The following is an 18,514-nucleotide window of genomic DNA, read 5'->3' on the forward strand; positions in this document are numbered from 1 at the left end:
GGCGTGGTCGTACCGCGCCAGGTCGGCGCCGTGGCGTAGTGTTCGGATCACGAGCACGCCGCGGTTCTCACCGGCGCCTCGTTCTCCCCCTCGTGACGGACGACTCGTTCTCCTCACCACCGAACTACTGATGAAGGGGTTTCCATGGAACCCGAACTGATCTTTCTCGCACCCGTCACCGCCGACGCGGAGCCCGTCGAGGCTCCCGCGACGTCCGCTGCCAGGGACGTCGTCAACGCGGCGCCGCCCGTCTACACCCAGCTGTTCTCCGAGAAGAACTGACTCCTCTCGATCGCCTGACATGACTGAACCCCGGGACGACCGGTCCACGTCCACGAGTACCGCGGTCACGACCTCGGTGGCGCGGCGCATCACGCCCGGCCGTGAGCAGGACTTCGTGGCCTGGACCGATGCCGGAATCAGTGTGCTGCGCACGTTCGACGGGTTCCTGGGCGGCGGGTGGCTGCGCTCCTCGACCGATCCGTACGAGTACTACGTGCTCTACCGATTCGATTCGGACGCTCATCTGCAGGAGTGGCTCTCGTCGCCCTTCCGGCGTGCCTGGGTCGCGCGTGGTGTGGGTGTGGCGGACGACCATGTGACGCATCGCCTCACCGGGGTCGAAGGGTGGTTCGAGCCACAGTCGACGCTCACCGACGCGGTCCGCGTCGTGGGCGCTCCGCCGCCTCGGTGGAAGCAGGCCATCGTCATCTGGTCGGCGTTCTTCCCCCTGTCTCTTCTGCTCAACACCCTTGTCTCCGAGTACCTCTCGCTGGGTCTTGTACTCCGGACCCTGCTCGTCACCCTCGTGAGCACACCCCTCATGGTGTACGTCCTGCTGCCGTTCATCACCGCCCGTGTGAAGCGCTGGCTCACTCCCTGACGGTTCGAAACACCGCGCGAGCGTGGTGAGCGTCACAAAAGTGCACACCACTGCAAACTTGCCGAGCCGTGCAAGTTCCGTACTGTGGGATTCGTGAGTTCCGGACTACGCGACCGCAAGAAGGCGGAGACCCGTGCAGCGCTCAGTGCTGCCGCGATCCGTCTCGGGCGGCAACAGGGTTTCGACACCGTGACCGCCGAGGCGATCGCCCGCGACGCGGGGGTGTCGACGCGCACGTTCCACAACTACTTCTCCAGCAAGGAAGAAGCGGCGCTGTACTACCTCGAGCAGGCAGCGTTCGAGTGGGTGGACCTGATCGAACACCGTCCGCAGGACGAGGACTTCTGGGACACGGTGCGCGCCATCGTCTTCGAGATCGTCGACGATCCCGAGCGCGAGTTGACCGAGACTGTCGCGGTCGCGCGGTTCGTCGAGGAGTCGCCGGCTCTGCTGGCGAAGAAGCTCGAGTTCGACCGCTCGCTCTCCGCGGCGTTCAAGAAGGCCGTGGCCCGGCGCACGGGGCTCGATCCCGATCGGGACCTGTACCCCTCGTTGGTCCAGGCCGCGGTGGGCGCCACCGTCAGCGCCGCACTCGGATTCTTCGCCGAGGCATCCGAGAAGGGCTCCACCACAGCAGAATCCGCCGGCGAGGTGGTCCGCCTCGCCATGCAACAACTCGAACGGGGCTTCCGAGCGCCGCTCACCGGTTCCACCCCGCTCCCGCCCGACTGATCGCGCGTCCGTCCGTCACCCGCAGCACGACACCCCCCCGAACGAGGAGAACTCTCATGGCCACCTTCCTGTATCGCATAGGACGGTTCTCGTACCGTCGGAAAGGCATCGTGCTGCCGATCTGGCTCGCCATCCTGGTGTTGGCCGGTATCGGCGCGGCTACGTTGTCCGGCCCGACGAGCACGTCGTTCTCCATCCCGGGAACCCCCGCCCAGGCTGCGCTGGATCTGCAGAAGGAGCGCTTCGGAGGCGGCGAGGATCCGCTCACGTCGGCGTCCGCGCAGTACGTGTTCCAGGCACCCGCGGGCACCACGCTCGACTCGCCCGAGAACACGGCGGCCATCGACGGCGTCATCGCGAACATTCGCGGCATCGCCGCCGTGAAGGACACGGCCAAGGCCGATCCCGCGGCTGGACCGGTGCCTGAGGGTGCCATGCCGCTCCTCGATCCGATCGCCGGCAACCAGGCGATCGTCGATCAGTACGCGGAGGCCGGTCTCGCGCCGGACGTCGCGGCCGCGAACGCCGCAGCCGTGTCGCCGCTCTCACCGGACAAGACCATCGGCATCCTCGACGTGCCCATCACCGGCACCGTCACCGATGTCACGGCCGAGATCCGCACCGAGCTGACCGACGCCGCCCAGCCCGCCCGTGACGCAGGGCTCACCGTCGAGATCGGTGGCAGCGCCATGCAGGCCGCCGAGCCGCCCGGCGGCACCGCCGAGCTGATCGGCCTGGCCGTCGCCGCCGTCGTCCTCGTCGTCATGTTCGGATCGCTCGTCGCCGCCGGACTGCCGCTCATCACGGCCATCGTCGGCATCGGCGTCACCAGTCTGACCATCACCACCGCGTCGGGCTTCGCCGAGCTCACCCAGTTCACGCCGATTCTCGCCATCATGATCGGCCTCGCCGTCGCCATCGACTACTCGCTGTTCATCGTCGCCCGGTTCCGTAACGAGCTGAGCGAGACGGACGACCGTGAGGAAGCCGCGGCACGCGCCGTGGGAACCGCCGGCAGCGCCGTCGTCTTCGCCGGCACCACGGTGCTCATCGCGCTCGTGGCACTGCGCGTCGTCGGCATCCCGTTCCTGTCCCAGATGGGTCTGGCCGCCGGCTTCGGTGTCTTCGTCGCCGTCCTCGTCGCGCTGACCATGCTGCCCGCCGTCCTCGGACTCTTCGGCGCGAAGGCGTTCGCCGGCAAGATCCGCACCGTGCCGGACCCCGAGCACGACGACAAGCCGACCAACGGCTTGCGATGGGTGCGCATGGTGATCAAGCGTCCCGCACTGGTGCTCATCGTCGGTGTCGTGATCCTCGGTGTCATCGCCGGTCCCATGACGTCGCTGCGTCTGGCGCTTCCGTCGGTGGCCACCGCCGAACCGGGTACCCCCGCTCGTGAGGCGTACGACCTGGTCGACCAGGGCTTCGGACCGGGACGCAACGGTCAGCTGCTGATGGTCGTGGACGCGAGCAACGTCCCCGAGGCCGATCGGACGGCGGCCTTCCAGGCCGTCGTCGACAGGGCGGCGGCGGAACCCGACGTGACCAACGCACAGCAGGCCGGGCTCAACCCGGCGGGCGACACCGCCCTGGTGTCGGTGACTCCCAAGAGCTCACCGATCAGCGAGGACACGCAGAACCTGGTGACCGCGCTGCGCGACGCCCGGGGTGGTCTGGAATCCGAGTACGGCGTCACCTACGGCGTCACCGGCCAGACGGCGCTCGAGATCGATGTGTCGGATCGGCTCCAGAAGGCCCTGATCCCGTACCTCGCAGTCGTCGTCGGATTGGCATTCCTGCTGCTCATGGTGGTGTTCCGATCGATCCTGGTGCCGCTGACGGCGACGCTCGGCTTCCTGCTCAGCGTGCTCGCCACCTTCGGTGCCACCGTCTTCATCTTCCAGGAAGGTGGACTGGGACTGATCTCCAACCCGCAGCCCATCGTGAGCTTCATGCCGATCTTCCTGATCGGTGTGGTCTTCGGACTCGCGATGGACTACCAGGTGTTCCTGGTGTCCCGGATGAGGGAGGCGTACGTCCACGGGGCGACCGCGAGCGATGCCATCGTCACGGGCTTCAAGTACGGCGCCCGCGTCGTCGCTGCCGCGGCGGTCATCATGATCTCGGTGTTCGCGGCGTTCATGCTGGAACCGGACTCGTTCATCAAGTCCATCGGTTTCGCTCTCGCGGCCGCCGTGTTCTTCGACGCCTTCATCGTCCGCATGATCCTGATCCCCGCGGTCATGGCGCTGCTCGGCGACAAGGCCTGGTACCTGCCGAAGTGGCTGGACAAGATTCTGCCGAACGTGGACATCGAAGGTGAGAAACTCGTCCGCAGGACGGACGAGACCGCACCGGCGACCCAGCAGCCGGCGAACCGGAGCTGAGTCGATGAACTGCACCCACCACGCCTGTCGTCCGACGGGTCCTGTCGAGAAGGAAGGATGCACGACGTGTTGATCTCACTTCTCCGCCGGTATCTGGCGCCGTACCGCGGCGCGCTGACAGGCGTGGTGGTGCTGCAGTTCGTGGCCACCGTGGCCTCGCTGTACCTGCCCAGCCTCAACGCCGACATCATCGACAACGGCGTGACGACCGGCGACACCGGCTACATCCTGTCGACCGGCTCGATCATGCTGGCCGTCTCCGCCGCGCAGATCGCGTGCTCGATCGGCGGCGTCTACTTCGGAGCACGCGCCGCCATGGCGGCCGGCCGCGACATCCGCGGGGCGCTCCTCGACCGCGTCGGCACTTTCTCGGCGCGCGAGGTCGGGACGTTCGGCGCTCCGTCGCTCATCACCCGCAACACGAACGATGTTCAGCAGGTGCAGATGGTGGTTCTGATGGGCTGCACCATCCTGGTGATGGCGCCCATCATGTGCGTCGGCGGCATCGTCATGGCTCTGCGCGAGGACTTCGGACTGTCGTGGCTCCTCGGTATCGCCGTTCCTGCGCTGGCGCTGAGCATGGGCTTCGTCGTGGTCCGCATGGTTCCGGCGTTCAAGGTCATGCAGAAGCGCATCGACACGGTCAACCGCGTTCTGCGCGAGCAGATCACGGGCATCCGCGTGGTGCGCGCCTTCGTGCGCGAGCCGTACGAGGTGGAGCGTTTCGACGACGCGAACACCGCCCTCACCGCCACCGCACTGCAGGTCGGTCGTCTGATGGCGCTCATGTTCCCGGTGGTCATGCTCATCAGCAACGTCACCAGCGTCGCGGTGATCTGGTTCGGCGGTCACGCCGTCGACGAGGGACGCATGGAGATCGGATCGCTGACGGCCCTGCTGAGCTACATCATGCAGATCCTGATGTCGGTGATCATGGCGTCGTTCATCGCGATGATGATCCCGCGCGCCAGCGTGTGTGCCGAGCGCATCACCGAGGTGCTCGACACGAATTCGTCCGTCGTGCCCTCCGCGAAGCCCGTCGTCTTCGCCTCGGCGCCGTCGACGGTGGAGTTCGACAAGGCCGCCTTCGCGTATCCCGCGGCCGATCACCCGGTGCTCTGCGACGTGTCGTTCCGGGCGACGGCCGGAACCACCACGGCCGTGATCGGCAGCACCGGCTCGGGCAAGACGACGCTGATCAACCTGATCCCGCGTCTCATCGACACGACCGACGGAGTGGTGCGCGTGGGCGGAACCGATGTGCGAGAACTCGATCCGGAGGCGCTGCGAGCGGAGATCGGACTGATCCCCCAGCGGCCCTTCCTGTTCTCCGGCACCATCGCCTCCAATCTTCGCTACGGCAAGGAGGACGCCACGGAGGCCGAGATGTGGGACGCACTCGAGGTGGCGCAGGCCGCCGACTTCGTCCGCGAGATGCCCGAGGGTCTCGAGACCCCCGTCGCCCAGGGCGGCACCACCGTCTCCGGTGGGCAGCGTCAGCGACTGGCCATCGCCCGCGCCATCATCCGGCGGCCGAGCATCTACGTCTTCGACGACGCGTTCTCCGCTCTCGACCTGACGACGGACGCGAATCTCCGAGCGGCCCTGCGCCCCATCACACGTGACGCCTGCGTCATCGTCGTCGCGCAGCGGGTGTCCACCATCCGCGACGCGGACAGCATCGTGGTGCTCGACGACGGCAGGATGGTCGGCCTCGGTACGCACGACGAGCTGCTCGAGACGTGTCCCACCTATGCCGAGATCGTCGACTCGCAGCGCACCGCAGCGGGTGTCGCATGACGCGGCCCGGCGGTCCTCCCGGTCCCGGTGCTCCCGGCACGAAGGCGATGAGCTTCGGACCGTCCGTCAGGCGGCTGCTGCGCCGGCTCCTTCCGCAGCGCATGCTGCTCACGGTGGTACTCGTGTTCGCCGTCGCTAGCGTCGTTCTCACCGTTCTCGCCCCGAACATCCTGGGCAGAGCCACCAACCTCATCTTCGACGGCATCGTCGGCCGTTCGCTCGACCCCTCGTTGTCCAAGGAGCAGGTCGTCGACGGTCTCCGCGCCTCGGGTGAGGGCACACGCGCCGACATGGTGTCGAGCATGGACGTCGTCCCCGGTCGGGGAGTCGACTTCGACGCCGTCGGCAAGGTCCTGGTCCTCGTCCTGATCCTCTACATCGGGTCCGCACTGCTGTCCTGGGTGCAGGGCTACATCCTGAACATCGCGCTGCAACGCGTCATCAAGCGTCTGCGTACCGACGTCGAAAACAAGATCCACCGGTTGCCGTTGCGCTACTTCGACTCCCACAAGCGCGGCGACGTGCTCTCGCGAGTCACCAACGACATCGACAACGTCTCGCAGAGCCTGCAACAGACACTCAGCCAGCTCGTGGTCTCGGTGCTCACGGTCTTCGGCATCCTGGGCATGATGCTGTGGATCTCGCCGCTGCTCGCACTGGTCGCGATCCTGACGGTGCCGCTGTCGATCGTGGTGACGGCGATGATCGCCAAGCGCTCGCAGCCGCACTTCATCGCGCAGTGGAAGCAGACCGGCGCGCTCAACGCACAGGTCGAGGAGGCCTACACCGGGCACGAGCTGGTCAAGGCCTACGGCCGCCAGCACGAGACGGCGCGGGTGTTCCACGAGAGCAACGAGGAGCTGTACCAGGCGAGCTTCCGGGCACAGTTCATCTCCGGAATCGTCATGCCCGCCATCATGTTCCTGGGCAACCTCAACTACGTCGCCATCGCCGTGGTGGGCGGACTGCGCGTCGCGTCCGGCACGCTGAGCCTGGGCGAGGTGCAGGCCTTCATCCAGTACTCCCGCCAGTTCACACAGCCGCTCACGCAGATCGGCTCGATGGTCAACCTGCTCCAGTCGGGTGTCGCCTCGGCGGAGCGCATCTTCGAGATCCTCGACGCCGAGGAGGAGGGCGCCGATCCGTCGGCACCCGTCACCCCCACCACGCGCAGTGGACGCGTCGAGTTCCGGGACGTGTCGTTCCGCTACGAACCGGAGCGTCCGCTCATCGACGGGCTGTCCTTCGTGGCGGAACCCGGCCAGATGGTTGCGATCGTCGGCCCCACCGGCGCCGGCAAGACGACGCTCGTGAACCTCGTGATGCGGTTCTACGACATCGATTCCGGCTCGATCACGCTCGACGGTGTGGACACGCGTGACATGACGCGGGCGACGCTGCGATCGCGCACCGGCATGGTGCTGCAGGACACCTGGCTGTTCGGCGGCAGCATCCGCGACAACATCGCGTACGGCAACAGTGGCGCCACCGAGGAGTCGATCATGGAGGCGGCGCGGGTGAGTTACGTCGACCGTTTCGTGCACTCGCTGCCCGACGGGTACGACACCGTCATCGACGAGGAGGGCAGCAACGTCAGTGCGGGCGAGAAGCAGTTGATCACCATCGCGCGCGCGTTCCTCGCCGACCCGGCCGTGCTGATCCTCGACGAGGCCACCAGCTCCGTCGACACCCGTACCGAGCTGCTGGTGCAGAAGGCCACCGCGGCCCTGCGCAGCGATCGCACAAGTTTCGTGATCGCGCACCGCCTCTCCACGATCCGCGACGCCGATCTGATCCTGGTGATGGAGAACGGGTCCATCGTGGAGAAGGGCACGCACGACGAGCTCATCGCGGCGCGCGGCGCCTACCACCGTCTCAGTGCGTCCGGCCTGCAGGAGCAGCAGTTGGCGTCTGGTTCGATGGGGGCATGACCGACCTCTTCACAGTCGAGACCCGTATCGAGGACCATCTCGGTCGAACCGGCACCCTGCGGACGCCGCACGGCGACATCGAGACCCCCGCGTTCATCGCCGTCGGCACCAAGGCCACCGTCAAGGCGGTGCTGCCGGAGTCGATGAAAGAGCTGGGCGCACAGGCGGTTCTGGCGAACGCCTACCACCTGTACCTGCAGCCGGGGCCTGACATCGTGGACGAGGCCGGGGGACTCGGCACGTTCATGAACTGGGACGGCCCGACGTTCACCGACAGCGGCGGGTTCCAGGTGATGTCGCTCGGCGTCGGGTTCAAGAAGGTCATCTCGATGGACGCCACTCGGGTGGAGTCTGACGACGTCATCGCCGAGGGTAAGGAGCGCCTCGCGCACGTCGACGACGACGGCGTGACGTTCAAGTCCCACCTCGACGGATCGCGGCACCGCTTCACCCCCGAGGTGTCGATGCAGATCCAGCACCAGCTCGGCGCGGACATCATGTTCGCGTTCGACGAGCTGACCACGTTGATGAACACCCGTGCGTACCAGGAACAGTCGCTGGACCGCACGCAGGCGTGGGCGGTGCGGTGCATCGCCGAGCACGAGCGCCTCACGGCCGAGCGCGCCGACAAGCCGTACCAGGCGCTGTTCGGTGTGGTGCAGGGTGCGCAGTACGAGGACCTTCGTCGGAAGGCAGCACACGATCTCGAGACCATCGTCGGCGAGACCGGGCGCGGATTCGACGGCTACGGCATCGGCGGCGCTCTGGAGAAGCAGAACCTCGGCACCATCGTCCGCTGGGTGAACGAGGAACTGCCCGAACACAAACCGCGCCACATGCTCGGGATCAGCGAGCCGGACGACTTCTTCGTCGCCATCGAGAACGGTGCCGACACGTTCGACTGCGTGAATCCGTCACGCGTGGCCCGGAACGCGGCGATCTACACACCGGACGGGCGCTTCAACATCAACACCGCGCGGTTCCGTCGGGACTTCACGCCGATCGACGAGGAGTGCGACTGCTACACCTGCGCGCACTACACGCGGGCGTACATGCATCACCTGTTCAAGGCCAAGGAGATGCTGGCCTCAACCCTCGCCACCATTCACAACGAGCGGTTCACCGTGCGGCTGGTGGACGACATCCGCGCCTCCATCCGCGACGGGCGGTTCCAGGAGTTCAAGAAGGACACGCTGGCGCGCTTCTATTCCTGAGCCGCAACTCCCCGCGAGTACGCCCATAGTGTCGTGAAGTCGTGCTCGACAACGACAGTATCGACGTACTCGCGGGGGCGGGCGGGGGTCAGTCCGGGGAGTAGGTCGGCTCGCGCTTCTTGATGTACGCGATGACGGCGTAGGTGATCGGGAGCACGAGCACCTCGACGAGGGTCTTCCACAGGAAGCCGACGATGACGTAGTTCACGAAGTCGGCGCCCGTCGTGATGCCGATGACGCCGGCCGCGATGCTGCAGAAGATCAGGGTGTCGAAGAACTCGCCGACCACCGTCGAGCCGATGAGGCGGGCCCACAGGTGCTTCTCCTTGGTGCGTTCCTTGATCTTCACCAGCACGATGGAGTTCAACAGCTGTCCGACGGTGTAACCGGCGAGACCGGCGAGGACCAGGCGCGGCACGACGCCGACGACGGTCTCGAGTGCGGCCTGGTTCTCGTAGAACGACGCGGCGGGGAGTTCGATGGCGATCCAGAAGCAGACCGATGTGAGCAGGAGAGAGCCGAAGCCCAGGTAGATGGCGCGGCGCGTCGCCTTGAGCCCGTACACCTCGCTGAGCACATCGCCGAGGATGTACGCGAGGGGGAAGAGGAAGAACGCGCCGTCGGTGTTGATGGGGAGAATCTGGAAGGGCCCGAGCGAGACGTCGGACGCGGCGAAGAAGGCGACACCCTTGCTGGCGGCCACGTTCGAGATCAGCAGCGTCGCGACGAAGAGCGCGACGATGGCGGGGTAGAAGCCACGGCTGATTTGGGCGAACGAGGCCTGTCCAGACGGAGTGTCGTCGTCGGTGGCGGTGGAGTTGGTTGCAGTCACCGGTCGATCCAAGCACCGAGACGACGACGGGCGCGAATCCCCGAAGGGATCCGCGCCCGATGTCGGTGTGTGCGGAGGCTACTTCTTGACCACCTGGGTGCCACCGGCGAACTGATCGTGCTTGCCCTGCTTGGTGGGGCTCGAGTTGACCGTGACGGCGATGACGATCACGGCGATGAACGCGAGCAGGCTACCGAGGAACGGGATGATGTTGAGCAGCGTGAACGCGTTGCGGATCGCGGACTGCTGCAGCGTCGGCCGCGGCGTGCCGGCGGGACCGTGCACCTGGAGTCCGAGGATCTTCTTGCCGAGTGTCGCGCCCTGGCTGACCTCGAGGCCGACGAAGTACGCGAACGTCAGGACGCCGGAGAAGAGTCCGGTGACGAGGATGTTGTCGGTCGCACCGAAGATCGCGGCGAGGATCAGCGCGACGATGCCGACGATGATCCCGTCGATGATGCGCGCGCCCAGTCGAATGCCGAGCCCACCGGGCTGACCGCCGCCGGGCACTCCACCGAAGTTCGAGCCACCGTAGTTGGTGGTGTTGTCGAACTGCGGGGGCGTCGGGTAGCCACCCTGCTGGGGGTAGCCGCCCTGCTGGGGGTAGCCACCCTGCTGTGGCGGGTAGTTGCCCTGCGAGGGCGGGGGGTAACTGCCCTGCGAGGGCGGCGGGTAGGACCCCTGCGACGGGGGCGGGTAGGAACCCTGCTGCGGCGGCGGGTAGCTGCCGGGGTTCTGCGGATCCTTGCTCGGGTCGAAACCGCCTGTGGTCATGATGTCCTTCTCGTACGGGTTGACGTGTCGGAGTCTTCTCGCGGCCACCTTACGTCCGATGCGCCCCGACCGGTGTGCGATGTTCCGTTGCAACGGGGTCTCGATCAGTGACCGAGCACGAACCACGGCTCCCTCGGGAGCAGGTCCAGGGACCAGTGCGAGGCCAGGTCGGACAGCGATTCGTGCGTGCGCTCGGACGGAACCCCGATCGACGACGCGATCTCGGCGCGGACGTCGGACACGGTCTGCCCGGCGGCGAGTCGGTCGCGCAGGGTGACGGCGCCGTCCCGCTTGGCGAGGCGCTTGCCCGTCGGTCCGAGAGCGAGCGGGACGTGCACGTACTCCGGGATCTGCACGCCGAGCAGACCGGCGAGGTAGGCCTGACGCGGCGCCGACGCGAGCAGGTCGTCCGCGCGAACCACCTGGTCGACGCTCTGGAACCCGTCGTCGACGACGACGGCGAGGTTGTAGGCGGGAACGCCGTCCGTGCGCTGGAGGACGAGGTCGTCGACCACGCCCGTGAACTCGCCGACGAGGGCGTCGGTCACGGTGAACGACCGCGTGTCCGAACGCAACCGCAGCGCGGCGCGTCGGCCCTCGGCGCGGCGGGACGCGCGTTGCGCCTCGGTGAGGTTCCGGCAGGTTCCGGGGTACGCACCCTCGGGAGCGTGCGGTGCGGACGCGGCCTGCTGGATCTCGCGGCGGGTGCAGAAACACTCGTAGACACGGCCGTCGGCGGCGAGGGAGGCGATGGCCGCGGCATAGGACTCTCGGCGATCCGATTGCCGCACCACCGGCCCGTCGACGGTGATGCCGACGGCGGCGAGATCGTCGAGCTGACGGTGCTCGGCGCCCGGTCGCACGCGATCGAGGTCCTCGACGCGCAGGACGAATCCGCGTCCGGTTCCGCGGGCGAGGAGCCACGCGAGCACAGCCGTGCGGAGGTTCCCGATGTGGAGGTCGCCGGAGGGGCTCGGTGCGAAGCGGCCGTTCACTCGCCGCGACCCATGAGCTCGTCCCGTCGGGACGCGACCTCCGTCCGCAGCGCGTCGACCACCACCCCGACCTCGGGGCGGCGCAGCGTCTCGCCGCGCACGACCAGCCAGTAGGCCAGGGTGACCGACACCTCCGAGCGCAGGATGCGCACGAGATCGCGGTGCCGGTCGGCCATGAAGCACGGCAGCAGGCCTATACCGGCGCCCGCCCGCGTGGCCTCGACGTGCACGAAGACGTTGGTCGAGCTCACCGAACTCCGCATCACCGGGACGTCCGACGACGGGGGAGCGTCGCCGACGGCGACCGAGCGCGCGAGATCCAGGTCGTCGACGTGGAGCATCGACTCGACGAAGTAGACGAGGGGATGGCCGGCGAGGTCGCGTCGGGTGGTGATGGTGTCGTGGTGCTCGAGGTACTCCGGAGTGGCGTACAGACCGAGGCAGTACTCGCCGAGGTGCACGGCCTCGGCGCGGTGCACCTGAGGCGTGCCGACGACGATCTCGATGTCCATTCCCGACCGTTGTTGCGAGGCGCGTCGCGTCGCGGCGACCAGTTCCACGGACACCTCGGGGTGCCGTTCCTGCACACTGACGGCGGCGGGCGCCGCGATGTAGGCGCTGAATCCGTCCGTCGCGGAGATGCGGACGACACCACGCAGCGACGCACCGCCCGGGTCCACCAGGCCGCGCACCACGCTGTCGACCGTCTCGGCCGCGGCGAGTGCGTGTCGGCCCAGGTCGGTGAGTTCCCAGCCGCCCGAGGTGCGGACCAGTACCCGGCCACCGAGTGATTTCTCCAGTGAGGCGATGCGGCGAGACACCGTCGTGTGATTGACACCGAGGCTGTCCGCGGCGGCGGTGAAGCGGCCGCTGCGCCCGACGGCGAGGAGGACGAGAAGATCGTCCGCGCTGGGCGGCGTGTGCGCCGAGGAGCGTCCGGACGAGGTCATGTGTGCATCTTTGCAGTTCGGTCGTGCGCGCGCGGCCATTGTGCGGCGCGGTGATCTGCGTCGATACTCGACTCAGCGTGTGCCGTGGATCACTGTCCCGGCACCGGAGACTCAGCAAGGAGAATGTCATGTCGGTTGTCGACAGGGTGGATCGCGACGAGGAACCGTCGGGTCTGCGGAAGGTGGTCGCCGCATCCATGGCGGGCACCGTGGTCGAGTGGTACGAGTTCTTCCTCTACGGCACGGCGGCGACGCTCGTGTTCAGCAAGATCATGTTCGCGGAGGGAACCAGCGAACTCGACGCCATCCTGGCGGCCTTCGTCACGTACGCGGTCGGCTTCGTCGCACGACCGCTCGGTGGCATCGTCTTCGGTCACTTCGGTGACAAGTACGGACGTAAGAAGCTCCTGCAGTTCTCGCTGGTGCTGGTCGGCGCCGCCACCTTCCTCATGGGCTGCCTGCCGACGTTCAACCAGATCGGGTACTGGGCGCCGGCACTTCTGGTGACGCTGCGCTTCATCCAGGGCTTCGCGGTGGGCGGTGAGTGGGGCGGCGCAGTGCTTCTCGTCGCCGAGCACAGCCCCAACAAGAGCCGCGGCTTCTGGGCCAGTTGGCCGCAGGCCGGTGTCCCCGGCGGCAACCTGCTCGCGACGGTCGTCCTGTTGGTGCTCACCACCGTGCTCTCGGAGGACGCGTTCCTCAGCTGGGGCTGGCGTGTCGCGTTCTGGCTGTCCGCCGTCATCGTCTTCGTCGGCTACTACGTCCGCACCAAGGTCACCGACGCACCCATCTTCGTCGAGGCGCAGAAGCAGGCCGAGGTCATCAAGGCCGCGTCGTACGGCGTCTTCGAGGTCGTGAAGCGTTACCCGCGTGGCGTGTTCACCGCGATGGGCCTGCGCTTCGGCGAGAACGTCATGTACTACCTGGTGGTCACCTTCTCCATCACCTACCTCAAGGTCGAGGTGGGAACCGACACCAGCACCATCCTCTGGTGGATGCTCATCGCGCACGCCGTGCACTTCGCGGTGATCCCGTTGGTCGGTCGCCTGGCGGACACCGTCGGACGCCGTCCGGTGTACCTCGTCGGTGCGGTCACCGCCGGCACGTGGGGCTTCTTCGCCTTCCCCATGATGAACAGCGGCCACAACGTCGTCATCATGCTGGCGATCATCATCGGACTGGTGTTCCACGCCTTCATGTACGCCACCCAGCCGGCGATCATGTCCGAGATGTTCCCCACGCGTATGCGGTATTCCGGTGTGTCCCTGGGCTATCAGGTGACGTCGATCGTCGCAGGGTCGCTCGCGCCGATCATCGCGGTGAAGCTGCTGGACGTCTACGGCTCGTCCGTGCCGATCGCCTGGTACCTCGCAGCCTCCGCGCTCATCACGCTGATCGCCGTCGTGGTGGCTCGTGAGACCAAGGGCATCGCGCTCGAGAGCATCGACATCGCCGACGCGAAGAACCTGGCCACCGAGGCCGAGCTCGCGAAGGCCGGTATCCCGACGAAGTAGGCACGCACACAGCATCGCGCCCTCTCCCGCATGACGGGAGAGGGCGCGTTCGTGTGTGTGTCAGGCCTCGGCGACGAGGTGCGGACGCGAGGCACCGGCCTCGCAGTCACGCATGAACTCGGTGAATATGCGGTCGAAGCGGTCGGGATTGTCGAGATGCGGGAAATGCCCTGCCCTCTCGAAGATCTCGACGCGGCCGTGCGGCAACTCGGCCCGAGCGTTCTCGGTGTGCGAGTTGGGGATGATGCTGTCGCGCGCACCCCAGACCAGCATCGCCTGGATGTTGGGGAAGTTGGCGAAGTGCGGTGTCGCACTGATGGTCTGACCGCGGAAGCTGATGACGGAGCGGGCGGTCGCGAGGAACGCGCGGCGGGTGCCGGCGTCCTGGACCGACCCGAAGCTGCGCCACGCCTCGGAGGAACTGGCGCTCATCAGGGGGAGTCCCAGCTTGTCGAGCCGATCGATCGCGAGATCGGTGAGGCCGCGCACGGTGCGGTTCGCCATCAGCGGGAGAACGAATTCGCTGCCCGGCAGGGTGGCCGCACGCAGGAGCGGGCTCACCTCGGGGCCGAGTCCGCCGCTGGCGATGAGCACCATGCGCTCGACCAACTCGGGGAACAGGTACAGCGTCTGCATCGCGATGCCACCGCCGAGCGAGTGGCCCACGAACGTCGCCGACGTGATGTCCAGGCTGTGCAGCAGGTCGCGCACCGTCGCGGCGTGGGAACTGATGGAGTAGTCCCCGGCGGGCTTGTCCGATTCACCGTGGCCGAACAGGTCCGGCACGATGACGCGGTACCGCTGCGACAGGGTGTCGATCTGCGGTTCCCAGTTGTGATGGGAGCCCAGCAGTCCGTGGATCAGGATGACCGCGGGGCCGTGTCCGATGTCCAGGTACTTCAGTTCGTTGCCGTGCAGACTGAGTGTCTGCATGTCCGGCTGTGCGGTATCGAGTGCCGCCATGGGAGATCCCTCCGTTGTACTACCGCTCCAGTGTGCACGCTGATGGGCGGCGGGGAGCCGTTCCGCGAGCATGTGATCCCAGACATTCACTGCCCGGCGGCGGTGTCGGTCACAAGAGGTTTCGGTGGCGAACGACGCGATCAGTGTGTCAGATACACCTTCACCGCCACGACGATCGCGGCCAGCACTGCGGTGGCGATACCGGCCAGGACCAGGCGAAACGACAGTCCGCGGCCGCGCAGACGCTCGGCGACCACCGGGATCGACGCGATACGCAACGTCACCAGACCACCCGCGAGCCCCTGCGCGAGTGCGCCGGGCAGGATCTCGAGCCACGCCAGCGCCAGCAGCAACGACGGCGCGACGCCCGAGGAGGCGATCGGCAGCGAGTCCCGCAACTCCTCGCGCCAGTCGACGGTGTCGTCGTCGACGGTGCCGGCCGCGACGGCGTCCGCGAAGATGTGGGCGAGGAAGGTGGTGAGCGTGGTGCCGATCACCAACAACGCCGCCGTACCGTTCGCGATGGACGACGGACTGGCGGCGACCACCACGGTCATCACCAGGACGTTTCCGTAGACGTAGGCCGAGAGACGTCGGGTGGCGCGGTGCGGGGGCAGCACGCCGGCCTTGCGCGTCGTCACTCGGCGGTAGAGGGATCCGACGGGTCCGGGTGTGCTCATCCCGGGAATGCTGCCAGGTGGAGAGGAGTCGCGATGGCACTGGTCGTGCGCGGTGTCGGGTGGCCACGCGGGGAGCCGCTGCTCGGAGTCACCGACACGGACACCGGCGAGGTGACGTCCCGGCCGGTGCTGTCCTCCGCACTGCGATACCGCGCGCTCGATGCGCCGGGTGTGCTGTGGTGCATCGGTCGCCGCGCCGAGGACGGCCGTCCCGTGGCCTGCCCGAACGGTGCGCGCGCCACCTCCGGGGTGCACTGCGACGCCTGTGTCGCGGCGGATCCGTACCGGTTCGTCCACATCGTCCACCGGCAGGACTTCCTGTCGAAGGGGCTCGAGAGCGTCGTGATGCAACCGCACTGGCTCTACGTCGCGACCTTCGCCGACGGGACGGACAAGGTGGGAACGGCGGCGGATCCTCGGAAATGGGGGCGGCTCACCGAGCAGGGCGCCGTGGTCGGACGCTACGTCGCACGGGCGGTCGACGGACGCGTGGTGCGGCACCTCGAGGACGCGATGACCGACACTGCCGGTCTGCGCCAGGCCGTGCGCGCGGCAGCCAAGGCGGCGGGGTTGACCCGCCCGATCGACCTCGCCCGCCTCGACCGATCGAACGCCGACGCGGCGACACTGGCGCGCGAGGTGCTCGCCGACCTCGGTCCCGACTTCTCCGACGACGACTTCCGTGTCGTCGACGAGCAGTGGGAGCCGCCCGCGGGCCGAGAGGCGGCCTTCACGGGTCGGCGCACGGCCTATCCGCTGGACACTGCCGTCGGTGCGCACGGCCTGACCGTGCAGTGGTGCATCGGTTCCGCCGTCGGCGCGACGGTGGCGGAGGATCCGGATGCCGTCTACGTCGCCGACCTGGCCCGACTGCGGGGCCGCCGCATCGAGTGGGGCGAGTTCGACACCGCGCTGCCCGCCATGCAGGAAGCACTGTTCTGAGTTTGTCCCCGGCCGCCGCGTGGCATTCGTGAGCCATGCCGACCTATCGAGTGAGAGACACCAGCGACGACTCCATCCTGGCCACCGCCGAGCACGAGGACGTGTCGACGGCCGAGGCGTGGGCGGCCGGCGTCGTGGAAGGGCTCGACCCGGCTCCCGTGACCTGGGTGCTGGACAGAGAGTGAGAACGAAGAAGACCCCCGTGCAGTGCACGGGGGTCTTTCTCTGCGGAGGATAGGGGATTTGAACCCCTGAGGGCGTTAACCCAACCCGCGTTCCAGGCGAGCGCCATAGGCCACTAGGCGAATCCTCCGTCGACTACCTTACCGGCGACACCCCCGTTGAGACGAATCGGGTCGGTTCGGTGGTGCGCGGGGGATGTGGCTAGACTCGTCCACGGATCCCGCGCGGCGCGCATCCTGTGAACTCCCCCAGGGCCGGAAGGCAGCAAGGGTCAACGGGCTCTGCCGGGTGCGCGGGGTCCCCTTAACTTCCCGCCACGCGCAGTCGCCTCGAAAGGCCCTCCTCGCCATGACCGGCCAAGCTCAACTCGGACTGATGAACCCCGACGAGCTGGCCGCGGAGCACGAGAAGCGCACCGCCGAGTACGAGGCACTGGTCGCACGCGGACTCTCGCTGGACCTCACCCGCGGCAAGCCGTCACCCGAGCAGCTCGATCTCGCGGCCGGCCTGCTCACCCTGCCCGGTGAGGACTACCGGGACGGCAAGGGCACCGACTGCCGCAACTACGGCGGACTGCAGGGTCTGCCCGAGCTGCGCGCCATCTTCGGTGAGCTACTGAACATCCCGGCCGCGAACCTGATCGCGGGAAACAACGCGAGCCTCGAGATCATGCACGACCTCGTGGTGTGGGGGCTGCTGCACGGCACCGTCGACTCGGTGCGTCCGTGGTCGGCCGAACCCGTCGTCCGCTTCCTGTGCCCGAGCCCCGGTTACGACCGGCACTTCGCCATCACCGAGAGCTACGGCATCGAGATGATCCCGGTGACGATGAACGAGGACGGCCCCGACGTCGCCGAGGTCGAGCGGCTGGTCTCGGGCGATCCGCAGATCAAGGGCATGTGGTGTGTGCCGAACTACGCCAACCCCACGGGTGCGGTGTACTCGGAGGAGGTCACCCGCGCTCTCGCGACGATGCCCACCGCGGCCGCCGACTATCGGCTGTTCTGGGACAACGCCTACGCGGTACATCCGCTGGCAGACGAGTTCCCGCCCGCGTACGACGTGCTGAGCCTGGCAGCGGAGACCGGTCACGCGAACCGTCCGTACGTCTTCGCGTCCACGTCGAAGATCACCTACGCCGGTGCCGGCGTCAGCTTCCTCGGTTCGTCGTCGGCGAACCTCGACTGGTACCTGGGCCACTACGGCAAGAAGAGCATCGGCCCCGACAAGCTCAATCAGCTCCGCCACCTGCGCTTCTTCGGTGATGCCGACGGTGTGCGGTCGCACATGGCCAAGCACCGCGAGATCCTCGCGCCCAAGTTCGCGATGGTCCAGGAAATCCTCGACGACAGGCTCGGTGCCTCGAAGGTCGCATCGTGGACCGAGCCCGACGGTGGCTACTTCGTCAGCCTGGACGTGCTCGACGGCACCGCTGCGCGCACCATCTCCCTGGCGAAGGACGCCGGCATCGCCCTCACCGGCGCCGGCTCCGCCTTCCCGTACAAGCGCGATCCCGACGACCGGAACATCCGCCTCGCCCCCAGCTTCCCGTCCACCGACGAGTTGTCCGCGGCGATGGACGGCGTGGCCACCTGCGTGCTGCTGGCCGCGACGGAGAAGCTGCTCGGGTCGTAGTTCGGTCGGGTTCTCACACCGATTCCGGCAGGGTTCACCGGCTGCAACCCCTGTGAGTTGCGGAAACCGGTGACGGTTCGACGCCTGTGGATGGCCATG

17 protein-coding genes, 1 tRNA gene and 1 other RNA gene are annotated in these 18,514 nt (G+C 67.5%); 12 read left to right on the forward strand and 7 right to left on the reverse strand.

Annotation, left to right across the window (positions count from 1 at the left end):
* The first annotated feature begins 144 nt into the window (after positions 1 to 144).
* From HQ306_RS20355 to tgt, 7 genes are all read left to right on the forward strand, one after another.
* Positions 145 to 282, forward strand: coding sequence for a hypothetical protein (locus HQ306_RS20355; protein ID WP_155957101.1), 138 nt, complete (start codon positions 145 to 147; stop codon positions 280 to 282).
* Positions 283 to 301: 19 nt separating this feature from the next.
* Complete coding sequence (locus HQ306_RS20360) at positions 302 to 883, forward strand: antibiotic biosynthesis monooxygenase (RefSeq protein WP_027506614.1); 582 nt, start codon at positions 302 to 304, stop codon at positions 881 to 883.
* Positions 884 to 976: 93 nt separating this feature from the next.
* Positions 977 to 1,615: a TetR/AcrR family transcriptional regulator gene (locus HQ306_RS22410; protein ID WP_051613574.1), complete on the forward strand. Its 639-nt coding sequence runs from the start codon at positions 977 to 979 to the stop codon at positions 1,613 to 1,615.
* Between the two features lie 56 nt (positions 1,616 to 1,671).
* Positions 1,672 to 4,002 carry an MMPL family transporter gene (locus HQ306_RS20370; protein ID WP_222633292.1) on the forward strand — a complete coding sequence of 777 codons (2,331 nt, stop codon included), beginning with the start codon at positions 1,672 to 1,674 and terminating at the stop codon, positions 4,000 to 4,002.
* A 66-nt stretch (positions 4,003 to 4,068) separates the two neighbouring features.
* Positions 4,069 to 5,802, forward strand: a complete 1,734-nt coding sequence (locus tag HQ306_RS20375; protein ID WP_222633293.1) for an ABC transporter ATP-binding protein — start codon at positions 4,069 to 4,071, stop codon at positions 5,800 to 5,802.
* The gene (locus tag HQ306_RS20380; RefSeq protein WP_222633294.1) at positions 5,799 to 7,733 is read left to right on the forward strand and encodes an ABC transporter ATP-binding protein; all 1,935 of its coding nucleotides are present in this window, start codon (positions 5,799 to 5,801) and stop codon (positions 7,731 to 7,733) included. Before HQ306_RS20375 ends, HQ306_RS20380 begins: the two co-directional genes overlap by 4 nt.
* Complete coding sequence (gene tgt / locus HQ306_RS20385) at positions 7,730 to 8,947, forward strand: tRNA guanosine(34) transglycosylase Tgt (protein WP_027506617.1); 1,218 nt, start codon at positions 7,730 to 7,732, stop codon at positions 8,945 to 8,947. The genes HQ306_RS20380 and tgt overlap by 4 nt, the downstream gene beginning before the upstream one ends.
* A gap of 88 nt (positions 8,948 to 9,035) precedes the next feature.
* Here tgt and HQ306_RS20390 read toward each other — a convergent pair whose 3' ends face one another.
* The 4 genes from HQ306_RS20390 to HQ306_RS20405 all read right to left on the reverse strand — a co-directional run bounded on the left by HQ306_RS20390 (position 9,036) and on the right by HQ306_RS20405 (position 12,498).
* The gene (locus HQ306_RS20390) at positions 9,036 to 9,779 is read right to left on the reverse strand and encodes a queuosine precursor transporter (RefSeq protein ID WP_222633295.1); all 744 of its coding nucleotides are present in this window, start codon (positions 9,777 to 9,779) and stop codon (positions 9,036 to 9,038) included.
* A 78-nt stretch (positions 9,780 to 9,857) separates the two neighbouring features.
* Positions 9,858 to 10,553: an RDD family protein gene (locus HQ306_RS20395; protein WP_222633296.1), complete on the reverse strand. Its 696-nt coding sequence runs from the start codon at positions 10,551 to 10,553 to the stop codon at positions 9,858 to 9,860.
* Between the two features lie 104 nt (positions 10,554 to 10,657).
* Positions 10,658 to 11,548: a tRNA glutamyl-Q(34) synthetase GluQRS gene (gene gluQRS / locus HQ306_RS20400; RefSeq protein WP_222633297.1), complete on the reverse strand. Its 891-nt coding sequence runs from the start codon at positions 11,546 to 11,548 to the stop codon at positions 10,658 to 10,660.
* Positions 11,545 to 12,498: a LysR family transcriptional regulator gene (locus HQ306_RS20405; RefSeq protein WP_261770339.1), complete on the reverse strand. Its 954-nt coding sequence runs from the start codon at positions 12,496 to 12,498 to the stop codon at positions 11,545 to 11,547. The genes gluQRS and HQ306_RS20405 overlap by 4 nt, the downstream gene beginning before the upstream one ends.
* 128 nt (positions 12,499 to 12,626) lie before the next feature.
* On the opposite strand from HQ306_RS20405, the gene HQ306_RS20410 reads away from it, so the two are divergent.
* Complete coding sequence (locus HQ306_RS20410) at positions 12,627 to 14,012, forward strand: MFS transporter (protein ID WP_027506622.1); 1,386 nt, start codon at positions 12,627 to 12,629, stop codon at positions 14,010 to 14,012.
* A gap of 60 nt (positions 14,013 to 14,072) precedes the next feature.
* Here the strand turns inward: HQ306_RS20410 and HQ306_RS20415 are convergent, their stop codons facing one another.
* Together HQ306_RS20415 and HQ306_RS20420 are read right to left on the reverse strand one after the other, a co-directional pair.
* Positions 14,073 to 14,975, reverse strand: coding sequence for an alpha/beta fold hydrolase (locus HQ306_RS20415; RefSeq protein WP_027506623.1), 903 nt, complete (start codon positions 14,973 to 14,975; stop codon positions 14,073 to 14,075).
* Positions 14,976 to 15,115: 140 nt separating this feature from the next.
* Positions 15,116 to 15,655 (reverse strand): hypothetical protein, encoded by a 540-nt coding sequence (locus HQ306_RS20420; protein ID WP_027506624.1) that lies wholly within the window; start codon positions 15,653 to 15,655, stop codon positions 15,116 to 15,118.
* Positions 15,656 to 15,688: 33 nt separating this feature from the next.
* Between HQ306_RS20420 and HQ306_RS20425 the strand changes: the two genes are divergently transcribed.
* Positions 15,689 to 16,597 carry a DUF2797 domain-containing protein gene (locus HQ306_RS20425; RefSeq protein WP_261770338.1) on the forward strand — a complete coding sequence of 303 codons (909 nt, stop codon included), beginning with the start codon at positions 15,689 to 15,691 and terminating at the stop codon, positions 16,595 to 16,597.
* A 50-nt stretch (positions 16,598 to 16,647) separates the two neighbouring features.
* Complete coding sequence (locus HQ306_RS22415; protein ID WP_261770337.1) at positions 16,648 to 16,782, forward strand: hypothetical protein; 135 nt, start codon at positions 16,648 to 16,650, stop codon at positions 16,780 to 16,782.
* 43 nt (positions 16,783 to 16,825) lie between these two features.
* Here HQ306_RS22415 and HQ306_RS20430 read toward each other — a convergent pair.
* Positions 16,826 to 16,910, reverse strand: a tRNA-Ser gene (locus tag HQ306_RS20430).
* An 82-nt stretch (positions 16,911 to 16,992) separates the two neighbouring features.
* Between HQ306_RS20430 and ffs the strand changes: the two genes are divergently transcribed.
* Both ffs and HQ306_RS20440 read left to right on the forward strand, forming a co-directional pair.
* An RNA gene (gene ffs, locus HQ306_RS20435) (signal recognition particle sRNA small type) lies at positions 16,993 to 17,087 on the forward strand.
* A 41-nt stretch (positions 17,088 to 17,128) separates the two neighbouring features.
* Entirely contained in the window at positions 17,129 to 18,415 is a 1,287-nt protein-coding gene (locus tag HQ306_RS20440; RefSeq protein ID WP_222633299.1) for an aminotransferase class I/II-fold pyridoxal phosphate-dependent enzyme, read from the forward strand.
* The last annotated feature ends 99 nt before the right edge of the window (positions 18,416 to 18,514 follow it).

This window comes from Rhodococcus sp. BP-160 (genome assembly GCF_019836205.1).
GTDB lineage: Bacteria > Actinomycetota > Actinomycetes > Mycobacteriales > Mycobacteriaceae > Rhodococcoides.